We start from the raw sequence: 25,278 nt of genomic DNA on the forward strand, positions 1-25,278 counted from the left end.
ATGGCATCGTGCCATGAGTACCCTGGTTGGATCGTTACAATGGAACACGTCCGGCGGTGAGCCGGTGAAACCTTCCGGCCGCGGCCGGTCGCGAGAAGGCCGGTGAACATACCGGCGTCACCCGACCGACGCACCGCCGGTGCAACCCGACCGACCGCTCCGCCGGAAAACCACTCTGGCGTGACGCCGCACGAGACCGTCACGAAAGGGCGTACGTGGTAGCCACGAATACCCGTCAGACCGCCGACTCGGCCGACGCCGACGCCGACGCCACCACCACGGCCAAGAAGGCTCCGGCCAAGAAGGCCGCTGCCAAGAAGGCACCGGCGAAGAAGGCCGCTGCCAAGAAGGCTCCGGCGAAGAAGGCTGCCGCCAAGAAGGCACCGGCCAAGAAGACCGCCGCGAAGAAGGCGACCTCGGCCGAGGGTGGCGAGGAACAGCTCGACGACGAGTCGATCGAACTCGACGATCTCGGTGATCTCGAGGTCTCCGAGGACGAGCTCACCGACGGCGACGCCCTGGTCGAAGAAGTGGCCGAGGACACCACCGAGGAAGCCGAGACCGAGGAGCCCTCCGAGAAGGACAAGGCCTCCGGCGATTTCGTCTGGGACGAGGAGGAGTCCGAGGCGCTGCGCCAGGCACGCAAGGACGCCGAGCTCACCGCCTCCGCCGACTCGGTGCGCGCCTACCTCAAGCAGATCGGCAAGGTCGCGCTGCTCAACGCGGAGGAGGAGGTCGAACTCGCCAAGCGGATCGAGGCGGGCCTGTTCGCCGCGGAGAAGATGCGCGAGTTCGCCGAGGCGGGCGAGAAGCTCTCGGTGACCACCCGCCGCGATTTCAACTGGATCGTGCGCGACGGCAACCGCGCCAAGAACCACTTGCTCGAGGCCAACCTGCGCCTGGTCGTCTCGCTGGCCAAGCGCTACACCGGTCGCGGCATGGCGTTCCTGGATCTGATCCAGGAGGGCAACCTCGGCCTGATCCGCGCGGTCGAAAAGTTCGACTACACCAAGGGTTACAAGTTCTCGACCTACGCGACGTGGTGGATCCGTCAGGCCATCACCCGCGCCATGGCCGACCAGGCCCGCACCATCCGTATCCCGGTGCACATGGTCGAGGTCATCAACAAGCTCGGCCGCATCCAGCGCGAGCTGCTCCAGGACCTGGGCCGTGAGCCCACCCCGGAGGAGCTGGCCAAGGAAATGGACATCACGCCGGAGAAGGTCCTCGAGATCCAGCAGTACGCGCGTGAGCCGATCTCGCTGGACCAGACCATCGGCGACGAGGGCGACAGCCAGCTCGGTGACTTCATCGAGGACTCCGAGGCCGTCGTCGCGGTCGACGCGGTGAGCTTCACCCTGCTGCAGGATCAGCTGCAGTCGGTGCTGGAGACGCTGTCCGAGCGTGAGGCGGGCGTTGTCCGGCTGCGCTTCGGCCTGACCGACGGTCAGCCGCGCACCCTCGACGAGATCGGCCAGGTCTACGGCGTGACGCGCGAGCGAATCCGCCAGATCGAGTCGAAGACGATGAGCAAGCTGCGGCACCCGAGCCGGTCGCAGGTGCTGCGCGACTACCTCGACTGACCGAGCTCTACCGCGAGGCCCGTATCCATTCATCCGGATGGATACGGGCCTCTTTTCATTTCCGGATAAAAATGCCGAACGGTCCGTATTACCAATAAACCGGAGACGGTAACCGTTTCGTGATCAAACCCACAGTGCTGGATTGCGCTGTGAACGCCGCGAATTCGCGATCTTCACCGTATTGTCACAGACAGTTTTTCGTTCTACCGCCACCGGTCTGCGGTACGGCATTGAGGGTTTTTCGCGGCGTGCTCGACATCTATCACTTCAGCTACGGCTGGTTCACCCCCGTTCTCGCGTATTTCATGTCCGTCACCGGCTGCCTGCTCGGCCTGCAGTGCGCGGCCCGCGGCCGCAACGCGGTGGAAGGACGGGTCGGCTGGCTGATCGGCGCGGCGATCGCCATCGGCGGAACCGGCATCTGGGTCATGCATTTCATCGCCATGCTCGGTTTCACCATCCGCGGCGCGGAGATCCGCTACGACATCCCGCTGACGCTGTTCAGCGCGATCACCGCGATGGTGGTGGTCGGGATCGGGCTGTTCATGGTCAACAAGCCCCAGCCGACGCTGCGCTCGCTGCTGGCGGGCGGCACGATCACCGGCCTCGGCGTCGGCACCATGCACTACACCGGCATGTACGCGATGAGGTCGACGGCGACGGTGACCTACGACCCGAAGATCGTCACGCTGTCGATGGTGATCGCGGTGGTGGCCTCGATCGTGGCGCTCTGGTTCACGTTGCGCGTCAAGGGTTTTCTCGCGACGGTGGGCGCGGCGGTCATCATGGGCGTTGCCGTCACCGGGATGCACTACACCGGTATGGCCGCCATGCACGCGCACTCCAACCATCACGCCGCGCCGCCGACAGGCTCGGGCGCGATGGATCTGCTGGCACCGCTGATCGGGGTGAGCAGCATCGTCACCATGCTGGTGCTGATCAGCGTGAGTCTCACCGAGATCGAGAACGAGGAGGCGCTGCCGCGGATGTGGCTGACCTCCCGGCATCAGCCGAAAACCCGGCGACAGCTTCCGCTTCCGCCCGCTCCCCTGCCCCCGGCCCCCGGCGCGCCGACCCACGAGCACATCGATTACCGCACCGAGGAACTGGTCTACGACGGCGCGGGCAGCTGGCCGCGCCGGGTCGTCGACTGATCAGCTCGCCGCCACCTCGGTCCGGCGCCGGGCGAATTCGACGACCGGCTCGACGACCCTGGCCGCGATCGGCCCGAGAATCGCCATCAGCAGCACATAGGCCGAGGCGAGAGCGGCCAGCCGGGCGTCGGCCTTGCCGTAGGCGACGGCCAGGCCCGCGATGACGATGGAGAACTCGCCGCGCGCCACCAGCGCGGCACCGGCCCTGGCGCGGCCCATCCGGCGGATTCCCTGCCTGCTCGCCGCCCACCAGCCGACGGCCACCTTGGTGCCGGTGGTGACCACCGCCAGCGCGACCGCCCAGCCGAACACCGGCGGCACCGCGGCCGGATCGATCGACAGCCCGAAGGCGACGAAGAAGATCGCGGCGAACAGATCTCGCAGCGGCTCCAGCAGTTTCGCCGCCTCGTGCGCGGTGGAACCGGAGATCGCGATGCCGAGCAAGAACGCGCCGACCGCGGCCGAGACGTTCAGCGCCGAGGCGGCACCGGCCACCAGCAGCGCGGCGCCGAGCAGTTGCAGCAGGAACACCTCGCGGTCGGCGCTGTCGAGCACCGCCGAGACCAGCCTGCCGAAGCGCAGCGCCACCACCAGCACCACCGAGATGGTGGCCAGGGCGATCGCCAGCGACACCAGCCCGCTGAGCAGACTCAGCCCGGCCAGCATCATCGTCAGGATCGGCAGATACACCGCCATCGCCAGGTCCTCGAGGACCAGGATCGACAGCACGACCGGCGTCTCGCGGTTACCGAGGCGGCCCAGGTCGTCGAGGACTTTGGCCACGATGCCCGACGACGAGATGTAGGTGACGCCGCCGAGGACGACGGCGCCGGTCACGCCCCAGCCCAGAATCAGCGCCACCGCGACGCCGGGCAGCGCGTTGGCCACCAGATCGACAACGCCCGCCGCCCAGGAGCGCCGCAGACCCGTCATCAACTCGGGGGCCGTGTACTCCAGCCCGAGCAGCAACAGCAGCAGCACGACGCCGATCTCGCCTGCCAGGTGCCCGAACTCGGTGGCCACCTCCAGCTCGAAGAATCCCCCGCGCCCGAACGCCAGCCCACCCAGCAGGTACAGCGGGATCGGCGACATCCCGAACCGGCCCGCGACTCGCCCGCAGATGCCCAGCCCGAACAAGATCACGCCGAGCTCGAGCAGAGCCAGGGCCTGCGAGGTCACGGCCGTCAGCCGTGCGCGAGGATCTTCGCGGCCGCGTCCAGGCCGTCCGGGGTGCCGACGACGACGAGCAGATCACCCTCGGTGAAGGTGAAATCCGGGCCGGGCGACGGGTGCAGCTGACCGGCGCGCATCACCGCGACGATCGAGGTCTTGGTGCGGGTGCGCATGCCGGTCTCGCCCAACGTGCGACCCGCGAACGGTGATTCGTCGCCGATCGCGAGCTGCCGGGTGGTGATCCCGGGTAGGTCGCGATGGTCGTCGTTGAGTTTGGCGACCAGTTGCGGCGCGCCGAGCAGGTTCGCCAGCACCGACGCCTCGTCGGTGGACAGCGGCACCTGGGCGGCGATCGCGTCCGGGTCGTCGGGTTTGGACACGATCAGGTCGATGTCACCGTCGCGGTGGGCGATCACCCCGACGCGGCGGCCCGACTTGACCTCGAAATCCTTGCGCACTCCGATCCCCGGTAGCGCTGTGACGTCGACGTTCACACCGTCCACAGTAGTCGCGCGGTGACCAAGGATGTGGTCTACGCCACTTCGCCGCGCTGGGGCGTGCTGAACAATCCGTCCGTGCCGGGCAGGTACGGCTCGGCCGCGAGGACCGCGGCCACCGGCAGCGGGGCGTACAGATGCGGGAACAGCATCGAGGCCGGATCGGTCGGCACACCCGGCTCCCATTTCACCTCGCCGGTGAACCGGGCCGGGTCGAGCCACAGCACCAGCATGTCGGTGCGCCCGGCGAAGAGCCGGTTGGCGGGCAGGTGGACCTGGGCGGGGGTGGACAGGTGGACGAAGCCGCTCTCGGTCAGCGACGGCGGCCTGCGTTCCCCGGTTCGCTGGGATTGTTCCCATTCTTGGGAAGAACACAGGTGAACAAGCGTGTGGGTGTCGGATGTCACGGGTAATCTCCGGGTAGACAACAGGTTCGGACGTGTTAGACCCTGGCACAGCATCGAGAATGCGGCTCGGTTCGGTGGCGCGGCCCTCGGGTTACGGGCAACACCGCAGCGAGCGACATATCGATCAGTGACTGGTTCGAGTGGGAGGTGGCAGCGACGGCGCCGTGGGTGATCGGCAGGTGCTCGAGACGGTGACCAGTGGTGTTCGCTTTCAGCGAAACCGCAGGTCGTGTTATCGAAAACACAAAGATTCACTTCCGGGAACAAAGCCTGAACCCCGAACGTCTGACAGAGTAGTCGTACCCCTGCTGGGAAGTAGCGGATGCGAGCCTCGTGGAGTGACCACGGGGCCCACACCTAGGCGAACGGCCACGCAGCGCCGGGAGCCGGGACGGAGGAGTCATGCCAGGAACCCTGACCAGCACCCCACTGACCGCGGTCGATCGTTGCGATCGTTGCGGGGCGGCTGCCCGAGTGCGTGCCGTTCTTCCCGCGGGTGGCGAGTTGCTCTTCTGCCAGCACCACGCGAATGAACACATGGACCGCTTGCGCGAGCTCGAAGCCGTGATCGACACGGAATCCGCTCCCGCTCTCTGACCACTCCTCGCGTCCGAAACAATCACATCTGACAACAGAACATCCCGACAGCGGGCGACCCGAGCAGGGCGCCCGCTGTTGTTGTGTCCGGGGTCAGTCGCCGGCGTCGGCGAGGATGCCGTCGACCAGCGTCGCGACGCCGTAGGCGAAGGCGCCGTCGGGGTCGGCCGGTGCCTGATAGTGCTCGCCCACGGCGGTGCCGACCCGGCCCGCGAGGGGGAAGTCGGCGGCGGGCATCACCTCGGCCAGCAGCGGGCCGTGCACCTGCCACCAGTCCGCGTCGCTGAGCTGGGCCGTCGCACCCGCGGCCGCGACGGCGAGGCGGGCATTGCCGGTGGCGAAGTCGGTGAGCACCGCGATCGCGCGGTCCATGGCGAGGTCGGTCAGACCGGTGCCGGAGATCGCGCGGAGCTGATTCTCGTAGCGGCGCATCCTGGCCGGGCCGAGCACTTGGCGCCACGGGGAGACCTCGAGCAGCCACGGGTGCGCGATCAGCTCGGTCCGGATCCGGGTGGCGATCGCGATCATCCGGTCCCGCATCGGCAGGTCGGCGGGGATCGGCGGGTCGTCGGCGGCGACGGCGTCGACCATGAGCACCAGCAGCGCGTCCTTGCTCGGCACGTAGGTGTAGAGACTCATCGCGCGCAGGCCGAGTTCGGCGGCCACCGCGCGGATCGTCAGCTTCCCGATGCCATCGAGGTCGGCCAGGGCGATGCCGGCGGCGACCACGGCGTCGACCGTGAGACCGGGTTTCGGGCCGCGCGCTCCCGGCTTGGCGGGCAGGGCGTGCCGCCACAGCAGCTCGAGGATCTGGGTGGCCTGCGCGGTGGCTTTCTCGTCGCCGTCGGTGGGCACGAGCCGTCCTTTCTGGCACTCGGGAACAAACTCAGTACAGTGTACGTTGTTCGGTTGTTCGTGTTGCCCGATCAGAGGAGACCGCTCTGCCCGCCACCCAGGCCACCTATCTCCCCGACCGTCACCTGTTCGCGCTGTGGACCTGGACCGGTCATGGTGCCGGTGCCGCGCCCACCGGCATCGGCGACCCCGAAGCACTGACGCTCGCGCTGCCCGTCGGCGAGCGCGGCGCGATCGAGCCGGTCGAGATCCCGGCCGCCGTGGTGACACCAGCCGAGCTGATCGGCGCCACCGACGCGGACCTCGCGCCGTCGGCCCTGGTGTGGCGCGAGCTGCTGGCCGCCGCACGACGCACAGCCACGGCGGGCGAGGCCACCGCACCGCCGAGCCGCGACACCGGCGCGGTGGGACCACACGGCGACGGGTCGGCGATCCCCGTGGAACTACCCGTCGCGGCGCACGCCGTCCCCGATGCGGTCGGCACCTCGATCGTCTCGGCCCAGCGAGCGGTGCGCGTGCTGCGCGAGACCGCGGCGGCCGACGCCGAGCTGGCAGCGGTCCTGGATGCCACCTTGCGGCCGTATCAGGTGCGCGGGGTGAGCTGGCTGCGCGAGACCGTCGGCGCGTACGGCGGCGCGGTGCTGGCCGACGAGATGGGACTCGGCAAGACCGTGCAGACCATCGGGTTCCTGCAGGGGCGAGCCGACGGGCCGCAACTCGTGGTGTGCCCGACCTCGCTGGTGGGCAACTGGGTGCACGAGATCACCCGGTTCGCACCGGCACTGAAGGCGGTGTCCTGGCGTGGCGGCGATGTGCCCGCCGGCGCGGGGACCGTGGTCGTCACCGGATATCCGACCCTGCGGCTACATGGGGCGGCACTGACCGGACAGCAGTGGGCCACCGTGGTATTCGACGAGGCGCAGGCGCTGAAGAATCCACGCACCCAGGTCTCGAAGGCAGCGCGCGCCCTGCCCGCGGACGCCAAGGTGGCGCTCACCGGCACCCCGGTGGAGAACCACCTCGACGAACTGTTCGCGCTGCTCAATCTCACGGTGCCGCGACTGTTCGCGCATCGCACGCAGTTCCGGCGCCGGTTCGTCCGGCCGATCGAGGAGGGTTCCGCCGCCGCCGCGGCCCGGTTGCGCGATGCCGTCGAGCCGGTGGTGCTGGGCCGCAAGAAGATTCACGTCGCGGCCTCGCTGCCCGCGAAGATCCACAGCGATCTGCTGTGCGATCTGACCGCCGAGCAGGAACGGGTGTACGACGCGGTCCTGGCCGAGGCGCTCGACGAGGGCTTCGGTTCCGGTCTGCAACGTCAGGGCCGCGTGCTCGCTGCGCTCACCCACCTCAAACAGGTCTGCAATCATCCCGGGCTGATCTCCGGTGACCTGGATGAACTGGGCGGTCGTTCCGGCAAGCTCGACCTGTGCACCGACATCGTCGCCACCAATCTCGACACCGGTGACCCGACGCTGATCTTCACCCAGTACCGCCAGACCGGTGAACTGCTGGTGCGTCATCTCGCCGAACAGTTCGGGGTCGACGCGCCGTTCTTCCACGGCGGACTCGACGCCGACCAGCGCTCAGGGATCGTCACCGCGTTCCAATCACCGGACGGCCCACCGGTGCTCGTGCTGAGCCTGCGCGCCGCGGGCACCGGACTCACCCTGACCCGTGCCGCCGATGTGATCCATTTCGATCGCTGGTGGAATCCGGCCGTCGAGGCGCAGGCCTCGGACCGGGCGCACCGGATCGGCCAGACCCGCACGGTCACCGTCACCACGCTGACCAGCGCGACCACCGTCGAGGAACACATCGCGGCGATGCACACCCGCAAGTCGGCGCTCACCGATCTCTCGGACGCGGCGGGCATCGCCGAGCTGGCCCGGCTCGACGACGACGCCCTGGTCGACATCCTGCGACGGAAGCGAGAGAACTGATGCCCGACAACGAATTCGGCTACACGGCATGGGGCAAGGACTGGGTGCGGCTGGCCGAACCGCTGCGCCAGACCCGCCCCGAACCGCTGCTGCCCCGCGCCCGCAGCATCGCCCGCAACGACGGGGTCCGCACCGAGATCGGGGGGCGGACGGTGCGCGCGCACCTGCACCGCGGCGGACAGGCCTCGATCGCACATGTCGAGGTGGCGCCGCTGACCAGGGCGGCGGTCACCGCGATCGCGCGGGTGATTCCCGATCCGAGCGTGCTCACCGACGAGATGCACCGGGCGCTGCTCGACGCGGGGCACTCTCCCGCACCGACGCTGGTGAGCACCGACTGTTCCTGCTCGGCGCGGAGCGCGCGGTGTCTGCACGTGTTCGCGGCGCTGTACGCGCTCGCCCGGCAGGTGGACGAGAATCCGCGGCTGGCGCTGGAGCTCCAGGGGTATTTCGACGCCACCGAGGAGGCCGGGGGTCCGGTCCAGGAACCGCGGTGGACCAGCATCAACGCGCTCGACCCGACCCAGTTCTTCGAGCGGGTCCACTGAGAGCTCCGCCGAGCCGGTGCCGGTGCCGCGACTTGCCGCGGCGACGGCACCGGCGATGCCGATGGCACGTTCACCGGGGGGCGCCGCACTCAGGCGTTGGTGCCGCCGTCGATCGTGATGATCTCCCCGGTGATCGTCCGGGCCGACGGGCCAGCCAGGAACGCGACCAGATCGGCGACATCCTCGGCGGCGCCGAACCGGCCGAGCGCGTTGAATTCCCGCTGTGCGGGTGCGTGGTCGCTGCCCGCCGGGTTCATGTCGGTGTCGGTCGGACCCGGCTGGACCAGGTTGACGGTGATGCCGCGCGGACCGAGTTCCCTGGCCAGCGCCTTGGTGTAGCCGTTGAGCGCCGACTTGCTCAGGTTGTACAGGGCCAGTCCGCCGAAGAGCGCGCGGTCGGTCAGGTTCGAGCCGATAGAGATGATCCGGCCGCCCTCGCCCAGATGTGCCAGCGCGGCCTGGCCCGCGACGAACGGCGCGCGGGCGTGGATGTCGAGGGCACGGTCGATCTCGTCGACGCTGAATTCCTCGTACGGCTTGGCCGGGAAGATCCCGGCGTTGTTCACCAGCACGTCCAAGCCGCCCAGCTCGCGCGCGGTCCGGTCGACGGCGGCGACGACCTGGGCGGCGTCGGCGCTGTCGGCCTGAATCGGCAGCGCTCGCCTGCCCAGCGCCTCGATATCGGCGGCGACCGACTTCGCCGCGGCCTCGTCGCGCTGGTAGGTGAACGCCACATCGGCGCCGCCGGCGGCCAGCTTGCGGGCGATGGCGGCGCCGATCCCCCGGCTGCCGCCGGTCACCAGAGCCACGGTGGTGCTGCTCGTCATCAGGCGTACTCCAATTCTGTAGTGGGCGATACATAATTAGACAAGCGCATGCCGACGTCGGCGTCAAGAGTTTCTTATCGATCGATACAGAATTCTCCGGCGCGCTGCCTTCGCGGTATATTTACCGATCGGCACAGAAAGGTTTGTCATGGCAGAACGCGGCCGCCCGCGCGGCTTCGATCGCGAGGTGGCCCTGCGGCGTGCCATGGAGGTGTTCTGGGAACGCGGCTACGACGGCGCCTCCATGGCCGATCTCACGACCGCCATGGGTATCAACTCCCCGAGCCTCTATGCCGCGTTCGGTGACAAGGAAGCCCTGTTCCGCGCCGCGATCGAGCTCTACGGCCGCACCGAAGGGTCACGCACCGCGCGGGCGCTGCGCGAGGAACCGACCGCCTACGCCGCGATCGAGGCGATGCTGCGCGACAACATCACCACCTACACCGACCCCGGCCTCCCACATGGCTGCATGGTGGTCCTCGCCGGTGCCACCTACACCACCCGGACAGCCTCGGTCCGCGAGTTCCTCGTCGAGGCCCGCCGCCACACCACCGCGGACATCCACGCCCGTCTCGACCGCGGCATCGCCGACGGCGACCTGAAACCCGGCACCGACACGGCCGCGCTGGCCGCGTTCTACAGCACCGTCCTGTTCGGCCTGTCGATCCAGGCCAGGGACGACGTCGACCACGCCGAACTCAGTGCCGCGGTGGACAGCGCACTGCAGGCTCTCTCGGCAGCGACGACGACCTAGGCATCGAGCTCGGCGACCGTGACCGCTACCGGCGGCGCAGCGCCGCGATCCGCTCGCCCAGCTGGTCGACCGACGCCAATGCCGTGGGGGGACCGCCACATTCGCGGCGGAGCTCACCGTGGATCACGCCGTGCGGCTTCCCGGTGCGGTGATGGTGCATCGCGACCAGGCTGTTGAGTTCGCGGCGCAGTTCACCGAGCTTGTCGGAGGTGGCGATGCGTTCGGCGACCGCGGCGGGCGCGGGCGCGGACTCCTGGGCGGCGCTGCGGTCGGCGAGCTGACGGGTCTGCCGGTCACGCAGCAGGGCCCGCATCTGGTCGGCGTCGAGCAGGCCGGGGATGCCCAGGTAGTCGGCTTCCTCGTCGCTGCCCGCGATGGTGGCGGTGCCGAAGGAGGAGCCGTCGTAGATCACCTGGTCGAGTTCGGCGTCGGCGGCCAGCGCGACGAAGGACTTCTCCTCCTCGCCGGGCTCGTCCTTGGTCTTGTTGGCGTCGATCAGCAGCTCGTCGTCGAGGGCGTTCTTCTCGCGGTGCGGCTTGCCGATGACGTGATCGCGCTGCAACTCCAGCTGGGCGGCCAGGTCGAGCAGCACCGGCACCGACGGCAGGAACACACTCGCTGTCTCCCCCGGCCTGCGGGCACGCACGAAACGGCCGATGGCCTGCGCGAAGTACAGCGGGGTCGACGCACTGGTCGCGTAGACACCGACAGCAAGACGCGGCACGTCGACACCTTCGGACACCATGCGCACCGCCACCATCCACGGCTGCGTGCCGTCGGCGAACTCGCCGATGCGCTGCGAGGACTGCGGGTCGTCGGAGAGCACCACGGTCGGCCGCTCACCCGAGATGTGTTCGAGCAGTTCGGCGTAGTCGCGGGCGCGTTCCTGGTCGGTGGCGATCACCAGGCCACCGGCGTCGGGGATGCCGGAGGCGCGCAGCTGGCGCAGGCGGACGTCGGCGGCGCGCAGCACCGCCGAGATCCAGTCACCGGCCGGGTCGAGCGCGGTGCGCCAGGCGCGCGCGGTCTGTTCGGGGCTGAGCGGTTCGCCGAGGCGGGCGGTGTGTTCCTCGCCCGCGCTGTCGCGCCAGTGCGCGTCCCCGGAGTAGGCCAGGAACACGACAGGGCGCACGACGCCGTCGGCGAGCGCGTCGGCGTAGCCGTAGGAGTGGTCGGCGCGCGAGCGGGGGAAACCGGCTTCGTCGGGCTCGTAGGTGACGAACGGGATCTTGGAATCGTCGCTGCGGAACGGGGTTCCGGTCAGCGCGAGGCGCCGGGTCGCGTCGCCGAAGGCCTCCTCGGTGGCCTCGCCCCAGGTCTTGGCGTCGCCCGCGTGGTGGATCTCGTCGAGGATCACCAGCGTGCGGCGGTTCTCGGTGCGCACCCGGTGCCGGGTGGGATGGGCCGCGATCTGCGCGTAGGTCACCACCACGCCGTGATAGTCACCCGAGGTGCCGCCGGTGGAGTTGGAGAACCGGGAGTCGAGCTGGATGCCCGAGCGGGCGGCCGAGGCGGCCCACTGGTGCTTGAGGTGCTCGGTGGGCGCGACGACGGTGATCTGATCCACCGTGCGGTCGGCCAGCAACTCCGCGGCTACCCGCAGTGCGAAGGTGGTCTTACCGGCGCCCGGCGTGGCGACCGCGAGGAAGTCGCGCGGCTTGGTGGCCAGGTACTTCGTGAGAGCGCGCCGCTGCCACGCGCGCAGGGAACCCCCCGGCGCACCCCCGGCAGCCGAATCGCCCGGTGTACCCGCATCCCTCGCCGCAGCGGCGTCACCCGACCCAGTCACGCAGATGACCCTAGCCGCCCGGTGCGGCGTGTCGCCAAACCGACGCGGGGTGCGCGACAGGCATCACAACACCGCCCGAGGTCACCGGCCATTTACCTGTTACCCGCCGACACGATGCCCGGCCCGTACCCCACGCGTCCGCTTCGTGCGGGATGCTTGACCCGAGATGAACAACGACCAGGTCCGGGCAGCCGACGCGGCGCACCCACCGCGGGCGCACCAGCCGAGCGGTCCCCCCGCGCTGCCCGCGACCGCAGGCGAGCCCGTCCCGCAACGTCCCCGCGAACACGCGTGGTGGGTGCGGTGGCCCGCCGCGGCGTGGCGGTTGATCGTCCGGGTGGCGATCAAGAGCTGGAACAACTCGATCTTCGCCAAGTCTGCCGCGGCCGCGTTCTGGCAGACGCTCTCGCTCGCGCCGCTGCTGCTCGGGCTGCTCGGCAGCCTCGGCTATGTGGGCGGGCTGTTCGGGCCGGACACGGTGCAGATCGTCGAGGCCAAGATCATCGCGTTCAGCCGGGAGTTCTTCAGCCCCTCGGTCGTCGCCGACCTGATCGAGCCGACCGTCGACGACGTGCTCGGCCGCGGGCGCGGCGCGGTGGTGTCGGTGGGTTTCGTGCTGTCGCTGTGGGCGGGTTCCTCGGCGATGGCGACCTTCGTCGACGCGATCGTGGAAGCCCACGATCAGCAGGATGCCCGCCATCCCGTCTGGCAGCGGATCTTCGCGTTGCTGCTGTATGTGCAGTTCCTGGTGGCGGCGGTGCTGATCCTGCCGGTGATCGCGCTGGGACCCACCCGGATCGGCCGTGTCCTGCCCGACACCTGGCGTGAACCCGGGCTGCGGTTGATCGACACCTTCTACTACCCGATCGTCGGCCTGCTGCTGATCGTCGGGCTCACCACGCTCTACAAGCTGGCCCTGCACAAATCGCTGCCGTGGCACCGGTTGTTCGGCGGCGCGCTGGTGGCCGGGGTTTTCTTCATGGGGGCCAGCGATCTGCTGCGGCGGTATCTGTCCTGGATCACCGCCACCGGCGTGAGCTACGGCGCGCTGGCCACCCCGATCGCGTTCCTGCTGTTCACCTATTTCCTCGGCTTCGCGGTGATTCTCGGCGCGGAGTTCAACGCCGCGGTGCAGGAGTTCTGGCCGGCGCGGGCGACCAGGATGGAGCAGGTCAAGGAGTGGCTGACCAACCAGGTGCGCGGCGACGACGAGCCGGCCGACGCCTCACCGGAGGCGCCGGCCACACCTGCCGCGGAACCCGCTCAGTCGCCGCCCTTGCGCAAACCGTCGTAGACCTTCTTGCAGTCCGGGCACACCGGCGATCCGGGCTTGGGCGAGCGCGTCACCGGGAAGACCTCACCGCACAGCGCGACGACCATCGTGCCCATCACGGCACTCTCGGCGATCCGGTCCTTCTTCACGTAGTGGAAGAACTTGGGGACATCGTCGCCGGTCGTCTCATCGGTCGTGGTTTCCGGGCGTACCAGAGTGTCTGTACTCACGCCTTCCATGATGCCGCATCCCGGCCGTGCACCGCTGACCAGCCGCGTGTGCGCTCGCACGAGCCGAGTGGGAGACTCGGGGTATGCAGTCCTACGGCGAGCCCTCCGGCGCCGACGAGCCGACCCCGGACCCGGAGGTGACCGGGCCCGCCGCGCCCAGCTCGCGCGGCTATTTCCCCGGCGCCGATGCCAAGCACCCGGTGCTCATCACCGAGGCCGCGCCCTCGCTCGACGATCAGCATCGCGCCAGGGTGCGTCGCTACACGATCATCATGGCGTTCCGCATCCCCTGCCTGGTCCTGGCCGCGATCGCCTACAGCGCGTTCGAGAACCCGCTGCTGTCGATCCTGATCATCGTCGCCTCGGTGCCGCTGCCGTGGATCGCCGTGCTGATCGCCAACGACCGGCCGCCGCGCACCAAGAACGAACCGAGCCGCTGGGACGGCCGCAACAACCAGATCGCCTTGGAATCTCGATCGCGCAAGGCGATCGAATAGCGGTCTACGCGGTCGGCGCCGGTCGGCGCACCAGCATCGACATCACCGCCGCGAGCCCGCACAGGGCGCCCGCGAGGTACCAGGCCAGATCGTAGGAACCCTGCAGGTCGCGGATGAGCCCCGCGCCGGTGGCCGCGACGGCGGCGCCCACCTGGTGGGCGGCGAATACCCAGCCGAACGCGATCGGGCCGTCGGCGCCGAACAGTTCCCGGCACAGCAGCACCGTCGGCGGGACGGTCGCGATCCAGTCCAGACCGTAGAAGACGATGAACACCCACATGCTCGGCTGGGTATGCGGGCCGAGCAGCGAGGGCAGGATCAGCAGCGACAACCCGCGCAGCGAGTAGTAACCCAGCAGCAGATAGCGCGGATCGACCCGATCCGAGAGCCAGCCCGAGGCGATCGTGCCCGCCACGTCGAAGATCCCGACCAGCGCCAGCAGTCCGGCCGCGGTGGTCGGCGGCATCCCGTGATCGTGGGCCGCGGTGACGAAATGCGTGCCGACCAGGCCGTTCGTCGATGCCCCGCACACCGCGAAACCGCCTGCCAGCAGCCAGAACCCGGGCCTGCGCGCGGCCGCGGCCAACACCTGTAGCGCCCGGCCCGCGCCCCCGGTACCCGGGACCCGCGCACCGGCGTCCGAGCCGGGCGGTGCGCCGTAGGCCCGCACCCCGGCGTCGCTGGGGTAATCGCGCACGAACAACCACACCAGGGGCACCACGGCCAGCGCGACCGCGGCCACGATCACCGACGGCAATCGCCAGCCGTGCTCGTGCGCCAGCATCGACACCAGCGGCAGGAACACCAGCTGACCGGTCGCGCCCGCCGCGGTGAGCACGCCGGTGACCAGCCCGCGGCTGCGCACGAACCAGCGCCCGGTGATGGTGGCGACGAACGGCATCGACATCGACCCGACGCCGACCCCGACCAGCAGTCCCCACGTCGCCACCAGCTGCCAGGCCTGGGTCATGAACACCGTCAACCCGCTGCCCGCCGCGATCAGCACCAGCGCCGCGCACACCACCCGGCGGATGCCGAAGCGATCCATCAGCGCGGCGGCGAACGGCGAGATCAGGCCGTAGAGCAGCATATTCAGCGAGACGGCGGTGGAGATGGTGGCGTGCGACCAGCCGAACTCGGTGTGCAGCGGGTCGATCAGGACGCTGGGCACCGAGCGGAACGCGGCGGCGCCGAGCAGGGCGACGAAGCCGACGCCCGCCACGATCCACGCGGGATGGAGAGTCGTTCGGCCGCGCGGCGCCGCGTCGCTCTCGCTGCCGACGGCGTCCTCGGGGCGATCAGGACGGTGGGTGTCGGTGGCGGCGTGAGGCGTGGGAATGGCCCGTTCGGCCGAGTCGTCGTCGCCGGTGGGCGACAGGGGCGCGCGGAGATCGGTCACCCGACACAGGGTGCCGGATCTTCGCGACACGAACGAGTGGCCGGTATGCCATCTTTCGTCGATATCCTGCCAATGGATACCAAGCCATCGAGTTCGCTCGTTTCTCGTGTAGCTCGCGGGAATCCGGTCGACAGCGCGCGGTGGGAGGCCTACCGTTCGTATCGGGCGGACCATGGTTCTGTCGACTTCGACTCGCAGACGAGCGATCGCGCTGGGGCCTTACAGGATTCAGCCATCGACCGCGTGGCCGCGGACCGGAGTCACGCGGAGCGTCGTCGCACCCGGCGCCGATTCCCGTTCCGGCTGTCTTCGCCGACGAGCCGTAGACACCTGGCTTCATCGGTGACGATGTGGCGCACTGGCAGGGAGACAACATGATTCGCTGGATGTGGGCGTTCCTGGATCGGCCTGCCGACAGATTCGACGACTGTGTCCGCTTCTGGGCGACCGTCACCGGCTCGACGGTGTCGGCGCCACGCGGAGCGCACGACGAGTTCGTGACGCTGCTGCCTGCCACCGGACCGGCCTGGGTCAAGATGCAGGCGGTCGGTGACGGCGGGGGCATCCACCTCGACCTCGATGTCGACGACATCCCCGCCGCGGTGGCGACAGCGACCGGGCTCGGCGCACACATCGTCCTGGTCGCGCCCGACTACACCGTGCTCGAATCCCCTGCCGGACAAACGTTCTGCTTCACCCCGGTCAAGAACGACACGCCGCCTCCGGTCACCGTGTCGACCGCACCGGACGGCACCGTGACCCGCCTGGACCAGATCTGCCTCGACCTGGCCCCCGCCGACATCGCGACCGACACCGCGTTCTGGCGATCGCTGACCGGCTGGACCCACCAGCCGTCACGCCGCCCCGAATTCTCCCGGGTACGTGGCGACGACGAGCCACTGCAGCTGTTGCTCCAGCGCCTCGACGACCCCCGCCCGGCCGCCGCCCACGTGGACCTGGCCTCCACCGACATCGCCGCCACCGCCACCTGGCACGAATCTCTGGGTGCGGACCGCGTCGCCGAGGCCGAGCGCTGGATCGTCATGCGCGATCCCGGCGGCGCGCTCTACTGCGTCACCGGCCGCGACCCGTACACCGGCCTGCTCCCCAGCTGACGCGCCCGCATCCCTCCCGGCACTCACACCACGCCACGACACGCGGCCCGAGCGGGTCGTTCGCCCGGTGCGCGACCCTGGCAGAGTAATCGGGTGCCTACGAACCCCGCCGCCACCTCCGGTTCCCCGCTCACCGCACTGTGCCCCGCCCTGCGCACGGCGCTGATCCGGGTCGGCTACGACGCCGACACGCTGGTCGAGGCGCTCGGCCCCGATGTGCATGCGGCACTGGGCCGTTCGGAGCCGGTGCCGGTGCGGCGGGTGGCGCGGGCGGCCGGTGAGCTGGGCACGCTGATCCGGCTGCTGCTGCTCGGTGACGCGCTGCCGGAGCGCGAGGTGGCCGCGGCGCTGGCGCCGGTGCGGATCGACGACGCCGTCGCGGCGGGTCTGCTGGCCCGTGACGGCGACGAGCTCAGGGCCGCACTGGACCTGCGTCCGCTCGACACCGGTGCGGGCACCCGCTGGATCCTGTCCGACCTCGACGATTCGATGCGCAGGCGCACCCTGACCGAGGACCACGTGCTCGGCGTCGGACACGCGTCGCTGTCGCTGCTGCGGGCCACGCCCACCGTCCCGGTGGGCGTGGTGCTGGACCTGGGGACCGGCTGCGGCGTACAGGCCGTGCACGCCGCGGGGTACGCGGGCCGGGTCACCGCCACCGACGTCAACGCGCGGGCGCTGTGGCTGGCGCAGGCCACGGCCGCGCTGAACGAACTCGACATCGAACTGCTCGAAGGGTCCTGGTTCGAGCCGGTGGCCGGTCGCCGTTTCGATCAGATCGTGGCCAATCCCCCGTTCGTCGTCGGCCCTGCCCGCATCGAGCACACCTATCGCGATTCCGGGCTCGCGCTCGACGGCGCCAGCGAGCTGGTCATCGGGCAGGCGCCCGAGCTGCTCGCACCCGGCGGCCTCGCAGCCATGCTGGCCGCCTGGGTGCATGTCGAGGGCCAGGACTGGCGGCAGCGGGTGTCGTCGTGGCTGCCTGAGCACGGCATCGACGCCTGGGTCGTGCAGCGCGATGTCGCCGACCCGGCGCTCTACGTCGGCACCTGGCTGCGCGACGCGGGCCTGGACCCCCGCGACCCGGCCGCGCAGGCGCGCGCCGAGCAGTGGCTGGCGGCGTTCGACGCCGCCGGCGTCGAGGGCATCGGCTTCGGGTTCGTCTATCTGCACGCCATCGACGGCCCGACCGAACTGATGGCCGAGGACCTCACGCACGGATTCGACGATCCGCTCGGCAACGAGGCAGCGGCCTATTTCGCCCGGTCGGCGTGGCTGCGCGCCGTCGCCGCCGACGAGAATCTCGCCTGGACGTCCCGTTTCGCGCCGAGCCCGGCGACCGCGCTGGAACGGGTATATCTGCCCGGTGAACACGGCTGGACCGAGGAGGTGGCCCGGCTGCATCGCGGCGACGGTCCCCGCTGGCAGCACGAGGTCGACGAGTCGACGGTCGCGCTGGTCGCGGGAATGCGGCCCGACGGTCTGCCGTTGTACGAACTGCTCGAACTGCTCGCTCTGGCCGACGGCGCCGAACAGGTGACCCCTGAATTCGCCGCCAAGGCGCTCGGCGTCGTCGCCGGATTGGTACGCCATGGACTGGTGCGGCCCATCTGAGCCGCACGGCGGTGGGGGCCGAGTTCCGAACCCGGAGCTCTTCTCAGGAACTTCTCAGCCGTAAGGGTAGGAACCCGCAGCTCAGAGCGGTTTATTACCGACGGGATCGGGAACTTTCTCTAAGTCGGGTCCGTTGATCGGAGTGAGACACCACCGACAGGAGGCAAGTCATGACAAGCCCCGCCACTACTCGTGTGCGCCCCAGCGAGTCCGATATCGACGCCCAGAGCCCCGCAGCCGATCTGGTACGCGTGTACCTGAACGGAATCGGCCGCACGGCACTGCTCACGGCGGCCGACGAGGTCGAACTGGCCAAGCGTATCGAGGCGGGCCTGTATGCCCAGCACCTGCTCGAGACCGGTAAGCGGTTATCGGCGACCCGCAAGCGTGATCTGGCGATTCTGGTCCGTGAGGGGCAGTCCGCCCGCTCGCATCTGCTCGAGGCCAATCTGCGCCTTGTCGTCTCGCTGGCCAAGCGCTACACCGGCCGCGGCATGCCGTTGCTCGACCTGATCCAGGAAGGCAACCTCGGACTCATCCGCGCGATGGAGAAGTTCGATTACGCCAAGGGCTTCAAGTTCTCCACCTACGCCACCTGGTGGATCCGCCAGGCCATCACCCGCGGTATGGCCGATCAGAGCCGCACCATCCGCCTGCCTGTGCACCTGGTCGAACAGGTCAACAAGCTCGCCAGGATCAAGCGTGAACTGCACCAGCAGCTCGGTCGCGAAGCCACCGACGCCGAACTTGCCAACGAGTCGGGCATCCCGGTGGAGAAGATCGCCGACCTGCTCGACCACAGCCGCGACCCGGTAAGCCTGGACATGCCTGTCGGCAATGACGAAGAAGCCCCGCTCGGCGACTTCATCGAGGACTCCGAGGCCACCTCCGCCGAGAGCGCGGTCATCGCGGGCCTGCTGCACCACGACGTGCGCAGCGTCCTGGCCACCCTCGACGAGCGCGAACAGCAGGTCATCCGCCTGCGCTTCGGCCTCGACGACGGCCAGCCGCGCACCCTCGATCAGATCGGCAAGCTGTTCGGCCTGTCCCGCGAGCGGGTCCGCCAGATCGAACGCGAGGTCATGTCCAAGCTGCGCAAGGGTGAGCGCGCCGACCGGCTGCGTGCCTACGCCAGCTGATCCCCTACTCGACGGCCCCCTCAGGGTCGTCTGCCGAAACGCCGACCGGTGTCCGCGACCACTCCCCTCCGTGGCCGCGAGCCGGTCGGCGTTGTTCGTTCACGCCAACCGCCGCGGACCGGTGTCGAAGCGGCTCGGTTCCGGGCCGATCCTGGCGCGGGCGTAGATGATCTCCGCCGACGCCGGTGCGGCGAGGACCGGGTCACACGACAGCTCCCGCATCTGCGGGATGTCGTCGAACAGGGCCGAGATGCGTTGCGCCAGTTCTGCCAGTGCCGCCTTGTCGACCGCGGGACCCGCCGGGCCACCGGACAGCAGCGGCGCGGCGCGCGGCGCGTCGATCAGCGCGGCGGATTCGTCGGCGGTCAGCGGGAGTGCCCGGTAGGCACGGTCGCCGAGCAGGTCGATGATCATGCCCGAGAGGCCGAACTCGATCACCGACCCGAACGAGGGATCGTCGGTGACCCGCAGGACGCAGCCGACGCCCTTGGTCGCCATCTTCTGCACGTGCAGCAGCGGATCGCCGCAGATCGCCACCAGGTCGGTGTAGGCCTGGCGGACGGCATCGGGCCCCCACAGGTCAAGACGGACCCCCAGCAGATCCGGCCTGCGCCGCCACAGCTCCCCCGTCGCCTTCGCCGCGACCGGGTACCCGAGTTCCGCGGCCGCCGCGACGGCCTGCTCGGCGTCACGCACGGCCCGGAACTCGACGACGTCGATGCCGTAGCACTCGAGCAGCCGCGCCGCTTCCTCGTCGGTGAGCCAGCGCCCGCCCGATTCGGCCAGCCAGCCCGCCACCAGCGCCGACGCGGCCGCGGTGTCGATGCCGGGTGGCCGGACCACCGGTGAGACGGGCCGGTCGCGCCAGCGCGCGTACCGCTCGACCCTGGCCAGCGCCCTGGCCGCGCGTTCCGGATCGGGGTAGGACGGGATCGAGCCGCGCGCGGGCGCGCCGCCGGTCGTGCGGACCGCAAGGAGCTGCGGAATGCCCGACTCGGCGACGAAGGTCGTCAGCACCGGTTTGGCCCTGTCCGGTGCGGCCGCCACTGCCGCGCGCAGCGCGTCGGCGAAACCGCCCATGGACGTCGGCACCGGCGGGACGACGACGACGATCACGGCGTCGACCTGGTCGCTGCGCAGCGCCGCCAGCACCGCCTCCCGATAATCGGCGGGAGTCGCCTCCGGCCCCAGATCCACCGGCCCGTCGACCGGCGCGTTGCCGAGGCTGCGCTCGGTCGGCCGCGCGCCAGGCCCACGGTCGACGGCGGTCACCGGCCGATGCACGCCGAGGCCCTCGCTGTCGGCGGCATCGATGGCCAGCCAGTTCAGCGCGGCGCTGTTGCCGACCACGGCCACCCGAGGGCCCCGTGGCAGTGGCTGACAGGCCAGCAGCGCGGCGCAGTCGAACAGTTCGGAGATGGAGTCCACCTGGATGATCCCGGCCTGGGTGAACAGGTCACGCACCACCGTGCGGTCCATGTCGGCGCCTGCGGCGAGCCTGCCGCTGCTCACCGCGACGATCGGCTTGCCCCGCGCCACCCGCCGGGCCAGCCGGGAGAATTTGCGCGGGTTACCGAAGCTCTCCAGGTACAGCAGGATCACCTCGGTGTCGGCGGCGGTGTCCCAGAACTGCAGCAGATCGTTGCCGGAGACATCGGCGCGATTGCCCGCCGAGACGAAGGTCGACAGGCCGAGATTGCGGGCCGCGGCCTCGCCGAGAATCGCCGCGCCGAGCGGGCCGGACTGGCAGAAGAAGCCGATCCGCCCTCGCTCGGGCAGCACCGGCGCGAGGGTGGCGTTGAGGCCGACCGCGGGGTCGGTGTTGGCGATGCCGAGGGCGCTGGGGCCGACGACCCGCATCCCGTGGCCGCGGGCCGCGGCGACCAGGTCGTCTTCGGCGGCCAGACCGGCCGCACCGGTCTCCCCGAAGCCCGCGGTCAGCACCACCAGGCCCTTCACACCCTTGGCCATGCAGTCGTCGAGGACCGACCCGATCGCGGCGGGCGGCACCGCAACCACCGCCAGGTCGACCTCGTCGGGAATCTCGCGCACGGTGGCGTAGGCGCGCACGCCCCGCACCGACCGCCGGTTCGGGTTCACCGGGAAGATCGGCCCGCTGAACCCGCCGGCGAGCAGGTTCGCCAGCACCGCGCCGCCGACCCTGGTCCGCTCCGGCGACGCGCCGATCACCGCCACCGAACCGGGCGCGAGCAGATTGCCGACGCTGCGCGCCTCCGAGGCGGCCTCGCGCGCGTCCCTGACCGTGCGCAGCGCTTCGGTGGGGTCGATGGCGAACTCCAGGTGCACCTCGGCGCCGTCGCGACTGCGCTGCAGCTGGTAGCCGGCATCACGGAACACTGTGATCATCGCCTCGTTCTCGGCGAGCACCTCCGCGACGAACGCGACCACCTCGTTCTCGGCCGCCGCGCCGGCGAGGTGTTCGAGCAGCACCGATCCCAGGCCACGGCCCTGGTGCTCGTCGGCGACGACGAAGGCCACCTCGGCCGCGCGCGGGCCGGGCCGGTCGAGCAGCTCGTAGCGGGCGACGCCGATGATCGCGTCGCCGAGCAGCGCGACCAGGCCGACGCGGTCGTGATAGTCCACGTGGGTGGTGCGATACATGTCCTTCGGCGAGATCCGCGGGTACGGACCGAAATAGCGCAGATAGCGCGTGCGATCCGACAGCCCGGTGTGGAACGCGGTCAGCGACCCGGCGTCGGCGGGCATGATCGGGCGCACCCGGACCACACCGCCGTCGGCCGCGAGCACATCGCCGTACCACTGTTGCGGTGGCGCAGGCGGATTCGCCGGCGTATCGGGGGTGTCAGGCAGCAGTGGTTCAGTCACGAGGATCCTCCGGGTCGAGGCCGAGCAGGCCGAAACTCGCCCGTCGGGTGGCTGTGATGGCGGTGTCGACCGCCCGCTGGGCACGGATCTGCCCGGCGTCGCCGATCTCGGGGGTGCCGCCGGGACCGTCCCACGGCCGGTAGGCGGTATCGCCCCCATCGCCCATGCTCGTCGGCGGCTGCACGCGCGGGGACGCGGCGCGCACCTGGTCGATCCAGTCGTCCGGGACGGGTGTCTCCGGTGCCAGCGGCCGGTCCAGCGCCGCGGCGAGCAGGTGGGTCCAGGCGCGTGGCACCACCCGCACCACGCCGTAGCCGCCGCCCCCGATGGCCAGCCACCGCCCTTCGGCATGGCGGTCGGCCAGGTCGCGCATGGCCAGGAAGGCCGCGCGCTGACCGTCCACGGTGAGTTCGAGATCGGCCAGCGGGTCTTCCCGATGGGTGTCCACCCCGCATTGGCTGACGATGATCTGCGGCCGGAACGCCGCGACCGCGCCGGGCACCACCGCGTGGAACCCGCGCAGCCACTGGGCATCCCGGGTGCCGGGCAGGAGCGGCAGGTTGATCGAGGTGCCCTCGGCCGCGCCGAGTCCGGTCTCCGTCGGCCAGCCGGTATTGGGCCACAGCGTCGCCGGGTGCTGGTGCAGCGAGATCGTGAGGACCCGGGGATCGGCGTAGAAGGCGCGTTGCACGCCGTCGCCGTGGTGGACGTCGACATCGAGGTAGGCGATGCGGTCGTACCCGTGATCGAGCAGCCACGAGATCGCGATCGCGGCATCGTTGTAGATGCAGAAGCCCGACGCCGAATCCGGCATGGCGTGATGCATTCCACCGGCGATGCTCACCGCCCGCCGGGTCCGTCCCGCCGCGATCTCCCTGGCCGCGGCAAGAGTGCCGCCCACGATGACCGAGGCCGCCTCGTGCATGTGCGGGAAGAGCGGATTGTCGGCCGTTCCCAGGCCGTACACGGTGTCCTCGGGCGTCGGCGGCCCGTCACCGGCCCGGCGCACCACCTCGATATAGGGGTTGCTGTGCACCCGCAGGAGGTCTGTCCGGGTCGCCGCGTCGGGCGCCAGCGGCTCGACACCGTCGAGGACGCCCAGACTTTCGGCCAGCGACATGGTGAACTGCAAGCGCGCCGGTTTCATCGGATGCTCGGGACTCCAGGTATAGCCGAGGAATCGCTCGGTCCACACGACGGTCCCGGACTCTGCGCTGCGCGACGGCGTGACCATGCTCGCCACGCTAGCCGGAAGCAGCGGACCCCGTGTGGCGTTGCAATGCAGTAGAAATAGGGCCGCCGGTCCGGCGGGCGGACAGGCGTTCGCGCGTGGGTAGAATTCGTGCCGACGAAGGGGTAACAGGTGAAGGATCTGGTCGACACCACGGAGATGTATCTCCGTACCATCTACGACCTCGAGGAAGAGGGCGTGGTGCCGCTGCGGGCGCGCATCGCCGAGCGGCTCGAGCAGAGTGGTCCGACGGTGAGCCAGACGGTCGCGCGGATGGAACGCGACGGCCTGCTGCTCGTCGCGGGTGACCGCCATCTCGAGCTGACCGACAAGGGCCGCGCCATGGCGGTCGCGGTGATGCGCAAGCACCGGCTCGCCGAGCGGTTGCTGGTCGACATCATCGGCCTCGAGTGGGAGAACGTGCACGCCGAGGCGTGCCGCTGGGAGCACGTGATGAGCGAGGAGGTGGAGCGGCGCCTGATCGAGGTGCTCAACCACCCGACCACCTCGCCCTACGGCAATCCCATCCCCGGCCTGGACGAGCTCGGCCTCGGCGATTCCCCCGCCGCCGAGGAGACGCTCGTTCGCCTGTCCGACCTGCCCCACGGCACGCTGCACGCCGTGGTGGTACGCAGGCTGGCCGAGCACATCCAGACCGACCCGGAGGTCATCAGCAGGCTGCGCGAGGCGGGTGTGGTGCCCGACGCGCGCGTCACCGTGGAGACCAAGCCGGGTGCGGTGCTGATCACGGTGCCGGGGCACACCGGTTTCGAACTGTCCGAAGAGATGGCGCACGCCGTCCAGGTGAGGCTGGTCTGATTCGTGAAACTCCTGGTCACCGGCGGCGCCGGCTATGTGGGTGGCGTGTGCGCCGCCGTCCTGCTCGAGGAAGGCCACGAGGTGGTCGTCGTCGACGACCTCTCGACCGGTAACGCCGACGGTGTGCCCGCGGGCGCCCGGTTCGTCGACGGTGACATCGCGGTCGCGGCGCCGGAGCTCCTGCGTGCCGAATCCTTCGACGGTGTCCTGCATTTCGCGGCGCAGTCGCTGGTCGGCGAGTCGGTGGAGCGGCCGGAGAAGTACTGGCACGGCAATGTGGTGAAGACCCTCGCGCTGCTCGAGGCGATCCGTGAGACCGCGACGCCGCGACTGGTGTTCTCCTCCACCGCCGCGGTGTACGGCGAGCCCGAGCAGGTGCCGATCACCGAGGACTCGCCCACTCGCCCCACCAATCCCTACGGCGCGAGCAAGCTGGCCATCGATCACGCCATCACCTCCTACGCGGTGGCGCACGGCCTGGCCGCGACGAGCCTGCGCTACTTCAACGTGGCGGGCGCCTACGGCGGTCTCGGCGAGAACCGGGTCGTGGAAACACATCTGATCCCCCTCGTGTTGCAGGTGGCGCTGGGCCACCGCAAGGCCATCTCCGTGTACGGCACCGACTGGCCGACGCCGGACGGTACGTGTGTGCGTGACTACATCCACATCCGCGATCTGGCGCAGGCGCATCTGCTCGCGCTGTCCTCGGCGCAGCCGGGCAGCCACCGGATCCTCAATCTCGGTTCGGGCACGGGTTTCTCGGTGCGCGAGGTGATCTCGGCGTGCGAGCGGGTGACCGGCCTGCCGATCGAGGCGATCGACGCGCCGCGCCGGGCAGGCGATCCTGCGGTGCTCATCGCCTCGAGCGACCGCGCGATCGCCGAACTCGGCTGGCAGCCCGAGCACAACGATCTCGACGAGATCGTCACCGACGCCTGGGATTTCCTGCGTTCGCTCGGCGGCAAGGCACACAGCGCCCGCTGATCCGGC

General features: G+C 70.0%; 23 protein-coding genes. 13 read left to right on the plus strand and 10 right to left on the minus strand.

Annotation, left to right across the window (positions count from 1 at the left end):
• Positions 1-215: 215 nt before the first annotated feature.
• Together ACWF82_RS25470 and ACWF82_RS25475 are read left to right on the plus strand one after the other, a co-directional pair.
• Positions 216-1,583 (plus strand): RNA polymerase sigma factor, encoded by a 1,368-nt coding sequence (locus ACWF82_RS25470; protein ID WP_189023992.1) that lies wholly within the window; start codon positions 216-218, stop codon positions 1,581-1,583.
• Between the two features lie 230 nt (positions 1,584-1,813).
• Positions 1,814-2,737 (plus strand): MHYT domain-containing protein, encoded by a 924-nt coding sequence (locus ACWF82_RS25475; protein ID WP_452505044.1) that lies wholly within the window; start codon positions 1,814-1,816, stop codon positions 2,735-2,737.
• Here ACWF82_RS25475 and ACWF82_RS25480 read toward each other — a convergent pair whose 3' ends face one another.
• Genes ACWF82_RS25480 through ACWF82_RS25490 form a run of 3 tightly spaced genes read right to left on the minus strand, consistent with a single transcriptional unit; the run spans position 2,738 to position 4,814 of the window.
• Entirely contained in the window at positions 2,738-3,916 is a 1,179-nt protein-coding gene (locus ACWF82_RS25480) for a cation:proton antiporter (protein WP_452505046.1), read from the minus strand.
• Between the two features lie 5 nt (positions 3,917-3,921).
• Complete coding sequence (locus ACWF82_RS25485) at positions 3,922-4,404, minus strand: cation:proton antiporter regulatory subunit (protein ID WP_378849682.1); 483 nt, start codon at positions 4,402-4,404, stop codon at positions 3,922-3,924.
• A gap of 38 nt (positions 4,405-4,442) precedes the next feature.
• Positions 4,443-4,814, minus strand: coding sequence for a DUF952 domain-containing protein (locus tag ACWF82_RS25490; RefSeq protein WP_452505048.1), 372 nt, complete (start codon positions 4,812-4,814; stop codon positions 4,443-4,445).
• Positions 4,815-5,216: 402 nt separating this feature from the next.
• Between ACWF82_RS25490 and ACWF82_RS25495 the strand changes: the two genes are divergently transcribed.
• On the plus strand, positions 5,217-5,411 hold the full coding sequence (locus ACWF82_RS25495) for a DUF7455 domain-containing protein (RefSeq protein WP_029903635.1): 195 nt from the start codon (positions 5,217-5,219) through the stop codon (positions 5,409-5,411).
• Positions 5,412-5,504: 93 nt separating this feature from the next.
• On the opposite strand, the gene ACWF82_RS25500 is transcribed toward ACWF82_RS25495, so the two are convergent.
• A complete protein-coding gene (locus ACWF82_RS25500) occupies positions 5,505-6,266 on the minus strand; it encodes a TetR/AcrR family transcriptional regulator (RefSeq protein WP_452505050.1) in 762 nt (253 codons plus the stop codon).
• 125 nt (positions 6,267-6,391) lie between these two features.
• Here ACWF82_RS25500 and ACWF82_RS25505 point away from each other — a divergent pair, with 125 nt between their 5' ends.
• Both ACWF82_RS25505 and ACWF82_RS25510 read left to right on the plus strand, forming a co-directional pair.
• Positions 6,392-8,206 (plus strand): DEAD/DEAH box helicase, encoded by a 1,815-nt coding sequence (locus ACWF82_RS25505; RefSeq protein ID WP_452505136.1) that lies wholly within the window; start codon positions 6,392-6,394, stop codon positions 8,204-8,206.
• The gene (locus ACWF82_RS25510) at positions 8,206-8,754 is read left to right on the plus strand and encodes a hypothetical protein (protein ID WP_452505052.1); all 549 of its coding nucleotides are present in this window, start codon (positions 8,206-8,208) and stop codon (positions 8,752-8,754) included. The genes ACWF82_RS25505 and ACWF82_RS25510 overlap by 1 nt, the downstream gene beginning before the upstream one ends.
• Positions 8,755-8,843: 89 nt before the next feature.
• On the opposite strand, the gene ACWF82_RS25515 is transcribed toward ACWF82_RS25510, so the two are convergent.
• Complete coding sequence (locus ACWF82_RS25515) at positions 8,844-9,581, minus strand: SDR family NAD(P)-dependent oxidoreductase (protein ID WP_452505054.1); 738 nt, start codon at positions 9,579-9,581, stop codon at positions 8,844-8,846.
• A gap of 148 nt (positions 9,582-9,729) precedes the next feature.
• On the opposite strand from ACWF82_RS25515, the gene ACWF82_RS25520 reads away from it, so the two are divergent.
• A complete protein-coding gene (locus ACWF82_RS25520; RefSeq protein ID WP_452505056.1) occupies positions 9,730-10,335 on the plus strand; it encodes a TetR/AcrR family transcriptional regulator in 606 nt (201 codons plus the stop codon).
• Between the two features lie 25 nt (positions 10,336-10,360).
• Here ACWF82_RS25520 and ACWF82_RS25525 read toward each other — a convergent pair whose 3' ends face one another.
• Positions 10,361-12,040: a DEAD/DEAH box helicase gene (locus ACWF82_RS25525; RefSeq protein WP_452505138.1), complete on the minus strand. Its 1,680-nt coding sequence runs from the start codon at positions 12,038-12,040 to the stop codon at positions 10,361-10,363.
• Between the two features lie 409 nt (positions 12,041-12,449).
• Here ACWF82_RS25525 and ACWF82_RS25530 point away from each other — a divergent pair, with 409 nt between their 5' ends.
• Positions 12,450-13,418 (plus strand): YihY/virulence factor BrkB family protein, encoded by a 969-nt coding sequence (locus tag ACWF82_RS25530; RefSeq protein ID WP_452505140.1) that lies wholly within the window; start codon positions 12,450-12,452, stop codon positions 13,416-13,418.
• Here ACWF82_RS25530 and ACWF82_RS25535 read toward each other — a convergent pair.
• On the minus strand, positions 13,388-13,627 hold the full coding sequence (locus ACWF82_RS25535) for a DUF3039 domain-containing protein (protein WP_189024012.1): 240 nt from the start codon (positions 13,625-13,627) through the stop codon (positions 13,388-13,390). The genes ACWF82_RS25530 and ACWF82_RS25535 overlap by 31 nt on opposite strands.
• An 83-nt stretch (positions 13,628-13,710) precedes the next feature.
• Here ACWF82_RS25535 and ACWF82_RS25540 point away from each other — a divergent pair, with 83 nt between their 5' ends.
• Positions 13,711-14,124 carry a DUF3099 domain-containing protein gene (locus ACWF82_RS25540; RefSeq protein WP_452505058.1) on the plus strand — a complete coding sequence of 138 codons (414 nt, stop codon included), beginning with the start codon at positions 13,711-13,713 and terminating at the stop codon, positions 14,122-14,124.
• Positions 14,125-14,128: 4 nt separating this feature from the next.
• Here the strand turns inward: ACWF82_RS25540 and ACWF82_RS25545 are convergent, their stop codons facing one another.
• Positions 14,129-15,349, minus strand: a complete 1,221-nt coding sequence (locus tag ACWF82_RS25545; protein ID WP_452505142.1) for an MFS transporter — start codon at positions 15,347-15,349, stop codon at positions 14,129-14,131.
• A 548-nt stretch (positions 15,350-15,897) separates the two neighbouring features.
• Here ACWF82_RS25545 and ACWF82_RS25550 point away from each other — a divergent pair.
• The 3 genes from ACWF82_RS25550 (at position 15,898) to ACWF82_RS25560 (ending at position 19,391) form a co-directional block, all read left to right on the plus strand.
• Positions 15,898-16,638: a VOC family protein gene (locus tag ACWF82_RS25550; RefSeq protein WP_452505060.1), complete on the plus strand. Its 741-nt coding sequence runs from the start codon at positions 15,898-15,900 to the stop codon at positions 16,636-16,638.
• Between the two features lie 93 nt (positions 16,639-16,731).
• Positions 16,732-18,252: a DUF7782 domain-containing protein gene (locus tag ACWF82_RS25555; RefSeq protein WP_452505062.1), complete on the plus strand. Its 1,521-nt coding sequence runs from the start codon at positions 16,732-16,734 to the stop codon at positions 18,250-18,252.
• Positions 18,253-18,422: 170 nt separating this feature from the next.
• On the plus strand, positions 18,423-19,391 hold the full coding sequence (locus ACWF82_RS25560) for a sigma-70 family RNA polymerase sigma factor (protein ID WP_189024020.1): 969 nt from the start codon (positions 18,423-18,425) through the stop codon (positions 19,389-19,391).
• Positions 19,392-19,490: 99 nt separating this feature from the next.
• Here the strand turns inward: ACWF82_RS25560 and ACWF82_RS25565 are convergent, their stop codons facing one another.
• Both ACWF82_RS25565 and ACWF82_RS25570 read right to left on the minus strand, forming a co-directional pair.
• On the minus strand, positions 19,491-22,238 hold the full coding sequence (locus ACWF82_RS25565; protein WP_452505064.1) for a bifunctional acetate--CoA ligase family protein/GNAT family N-acetyltransferase: 2,748 nt from the start codon (positions 22,236-22,238) through the stop codon (positions 19,491-19,493).
• A complete protein-coding gene (locus tag ACWF82_RS25570) occupies positions 22,231-23,472 on the minus strand; it encodes an acetoin utilization protein AcuC (protein ID WP_452505066.1) in 1,242 nt (413 codons plus the stop codon). The genes ACWF82_RS25565 and ACWF82_RS25570 overlap by 8 nt, the downstream gene beginning before the upstream one ends.
• Positions 23,473-23,601: 129 nt before the next feature.
• Between ACWF82_RS25570 and ACWF82_RS25575 the strand changes: the two genes are divergently transcribed.
• Together ACWF82_RS25575 and galE are read left to right on the plus strand one after the other, a co-directional pair.
• Positions 23,602-24,288 carry an iron dependent repressor, metal binding and dimerization domain protein gene (locus ACWF82_RS25575; RefSeq protein WP_452505068.1) on the plus strand — a complete coding sequence of 229 codons (687 nt, stop codon included), beginning with the start codon at positions 23,602-23,604 and terminating at the stop codon, positions 24,286-24,288.
• Between the two features lie 3 nt (positions 24,289-24,291).
• A complete protein-coding gene (galE, locus tag ACWF82_RS25580) occupies positions 24,292-25,272 on the plus strand; it encodes a UDP-glucose 4-epimerase GalE (RefSeq protein WP_452505070.1) in 981 nt (326 codons plus the stop codon).
• Positions 25,273-25,278: the final 6 nt, after the last annotated feature.

The sequence above is a fragment of the Nocardia sp. NPDC055053 genome, from assembly GCF_053608285.1.

What these genes read in the sequence shown, in the direction of transcription:
- ACWF82_RS25560 (WP_189024020.1), top strand. Translation starts at nt 18,423, where the DNA reads ATGACAAGCCCCGCCACTACTCGTGTGCGCCCCAGCGAGTCCGATATC.
- ACWF82_RS25570 (WP_452505066.1), bottom strand. Translation starts at nt 23,472, where the DNA reads ATGGTCACGCCGTCGCGCAGCGCAGAGTCCGGGACCGTCGTGTGGACC.
- ACWF82_RS25520 (WP_452505056.1), top strand. Translation starts at nt 9,730, where the DNA reads ATGGCAGAACGCGGCCGCCCGCGCGGCTTCGATCGCGAGGTGGCCCTG.
- ACWF82_RS25550 (WP_452505060.1), top strand. Translation starts at nt 15,898, where the DNA reads ATGATTCGCTGGATGTGGGCGTTCCTGGATCGGCCTGCCGACAGATTC.
- ACWF82_RS25515 (WP_452505054.1), bottom strand. Translation starts at nt 9,581, where the DNA reads ATGACGAGCAGCACCACCGTGGCTCTGGTGACCGGCGGCAGCCGGGGG.
- ACWF82_RS25495 (WP_029903635.1), top strand. Translation starts at nt 5,217, where the DNA reads ATGCCAGGAACCCTGACCAGCACCCCACTGACCGCGGTCGATCGTTGC.
- ACWF82_RS25510 (WP_452505052.1), top strand. Translation starts at nt 8,206, where the DNA reads ATGCCCGACAACGAATTCGGCTACACGGCATGGGGCAAGGACTGGGTG.
- ACWF82_RS25540 (WP_452505058.1), top strand. Translation starts at nt 13,711, where the DNA reads ATGCAGTCCTACGGCGAGCCCTCCGGCGCCGACGAGCCGACCCCGGAC.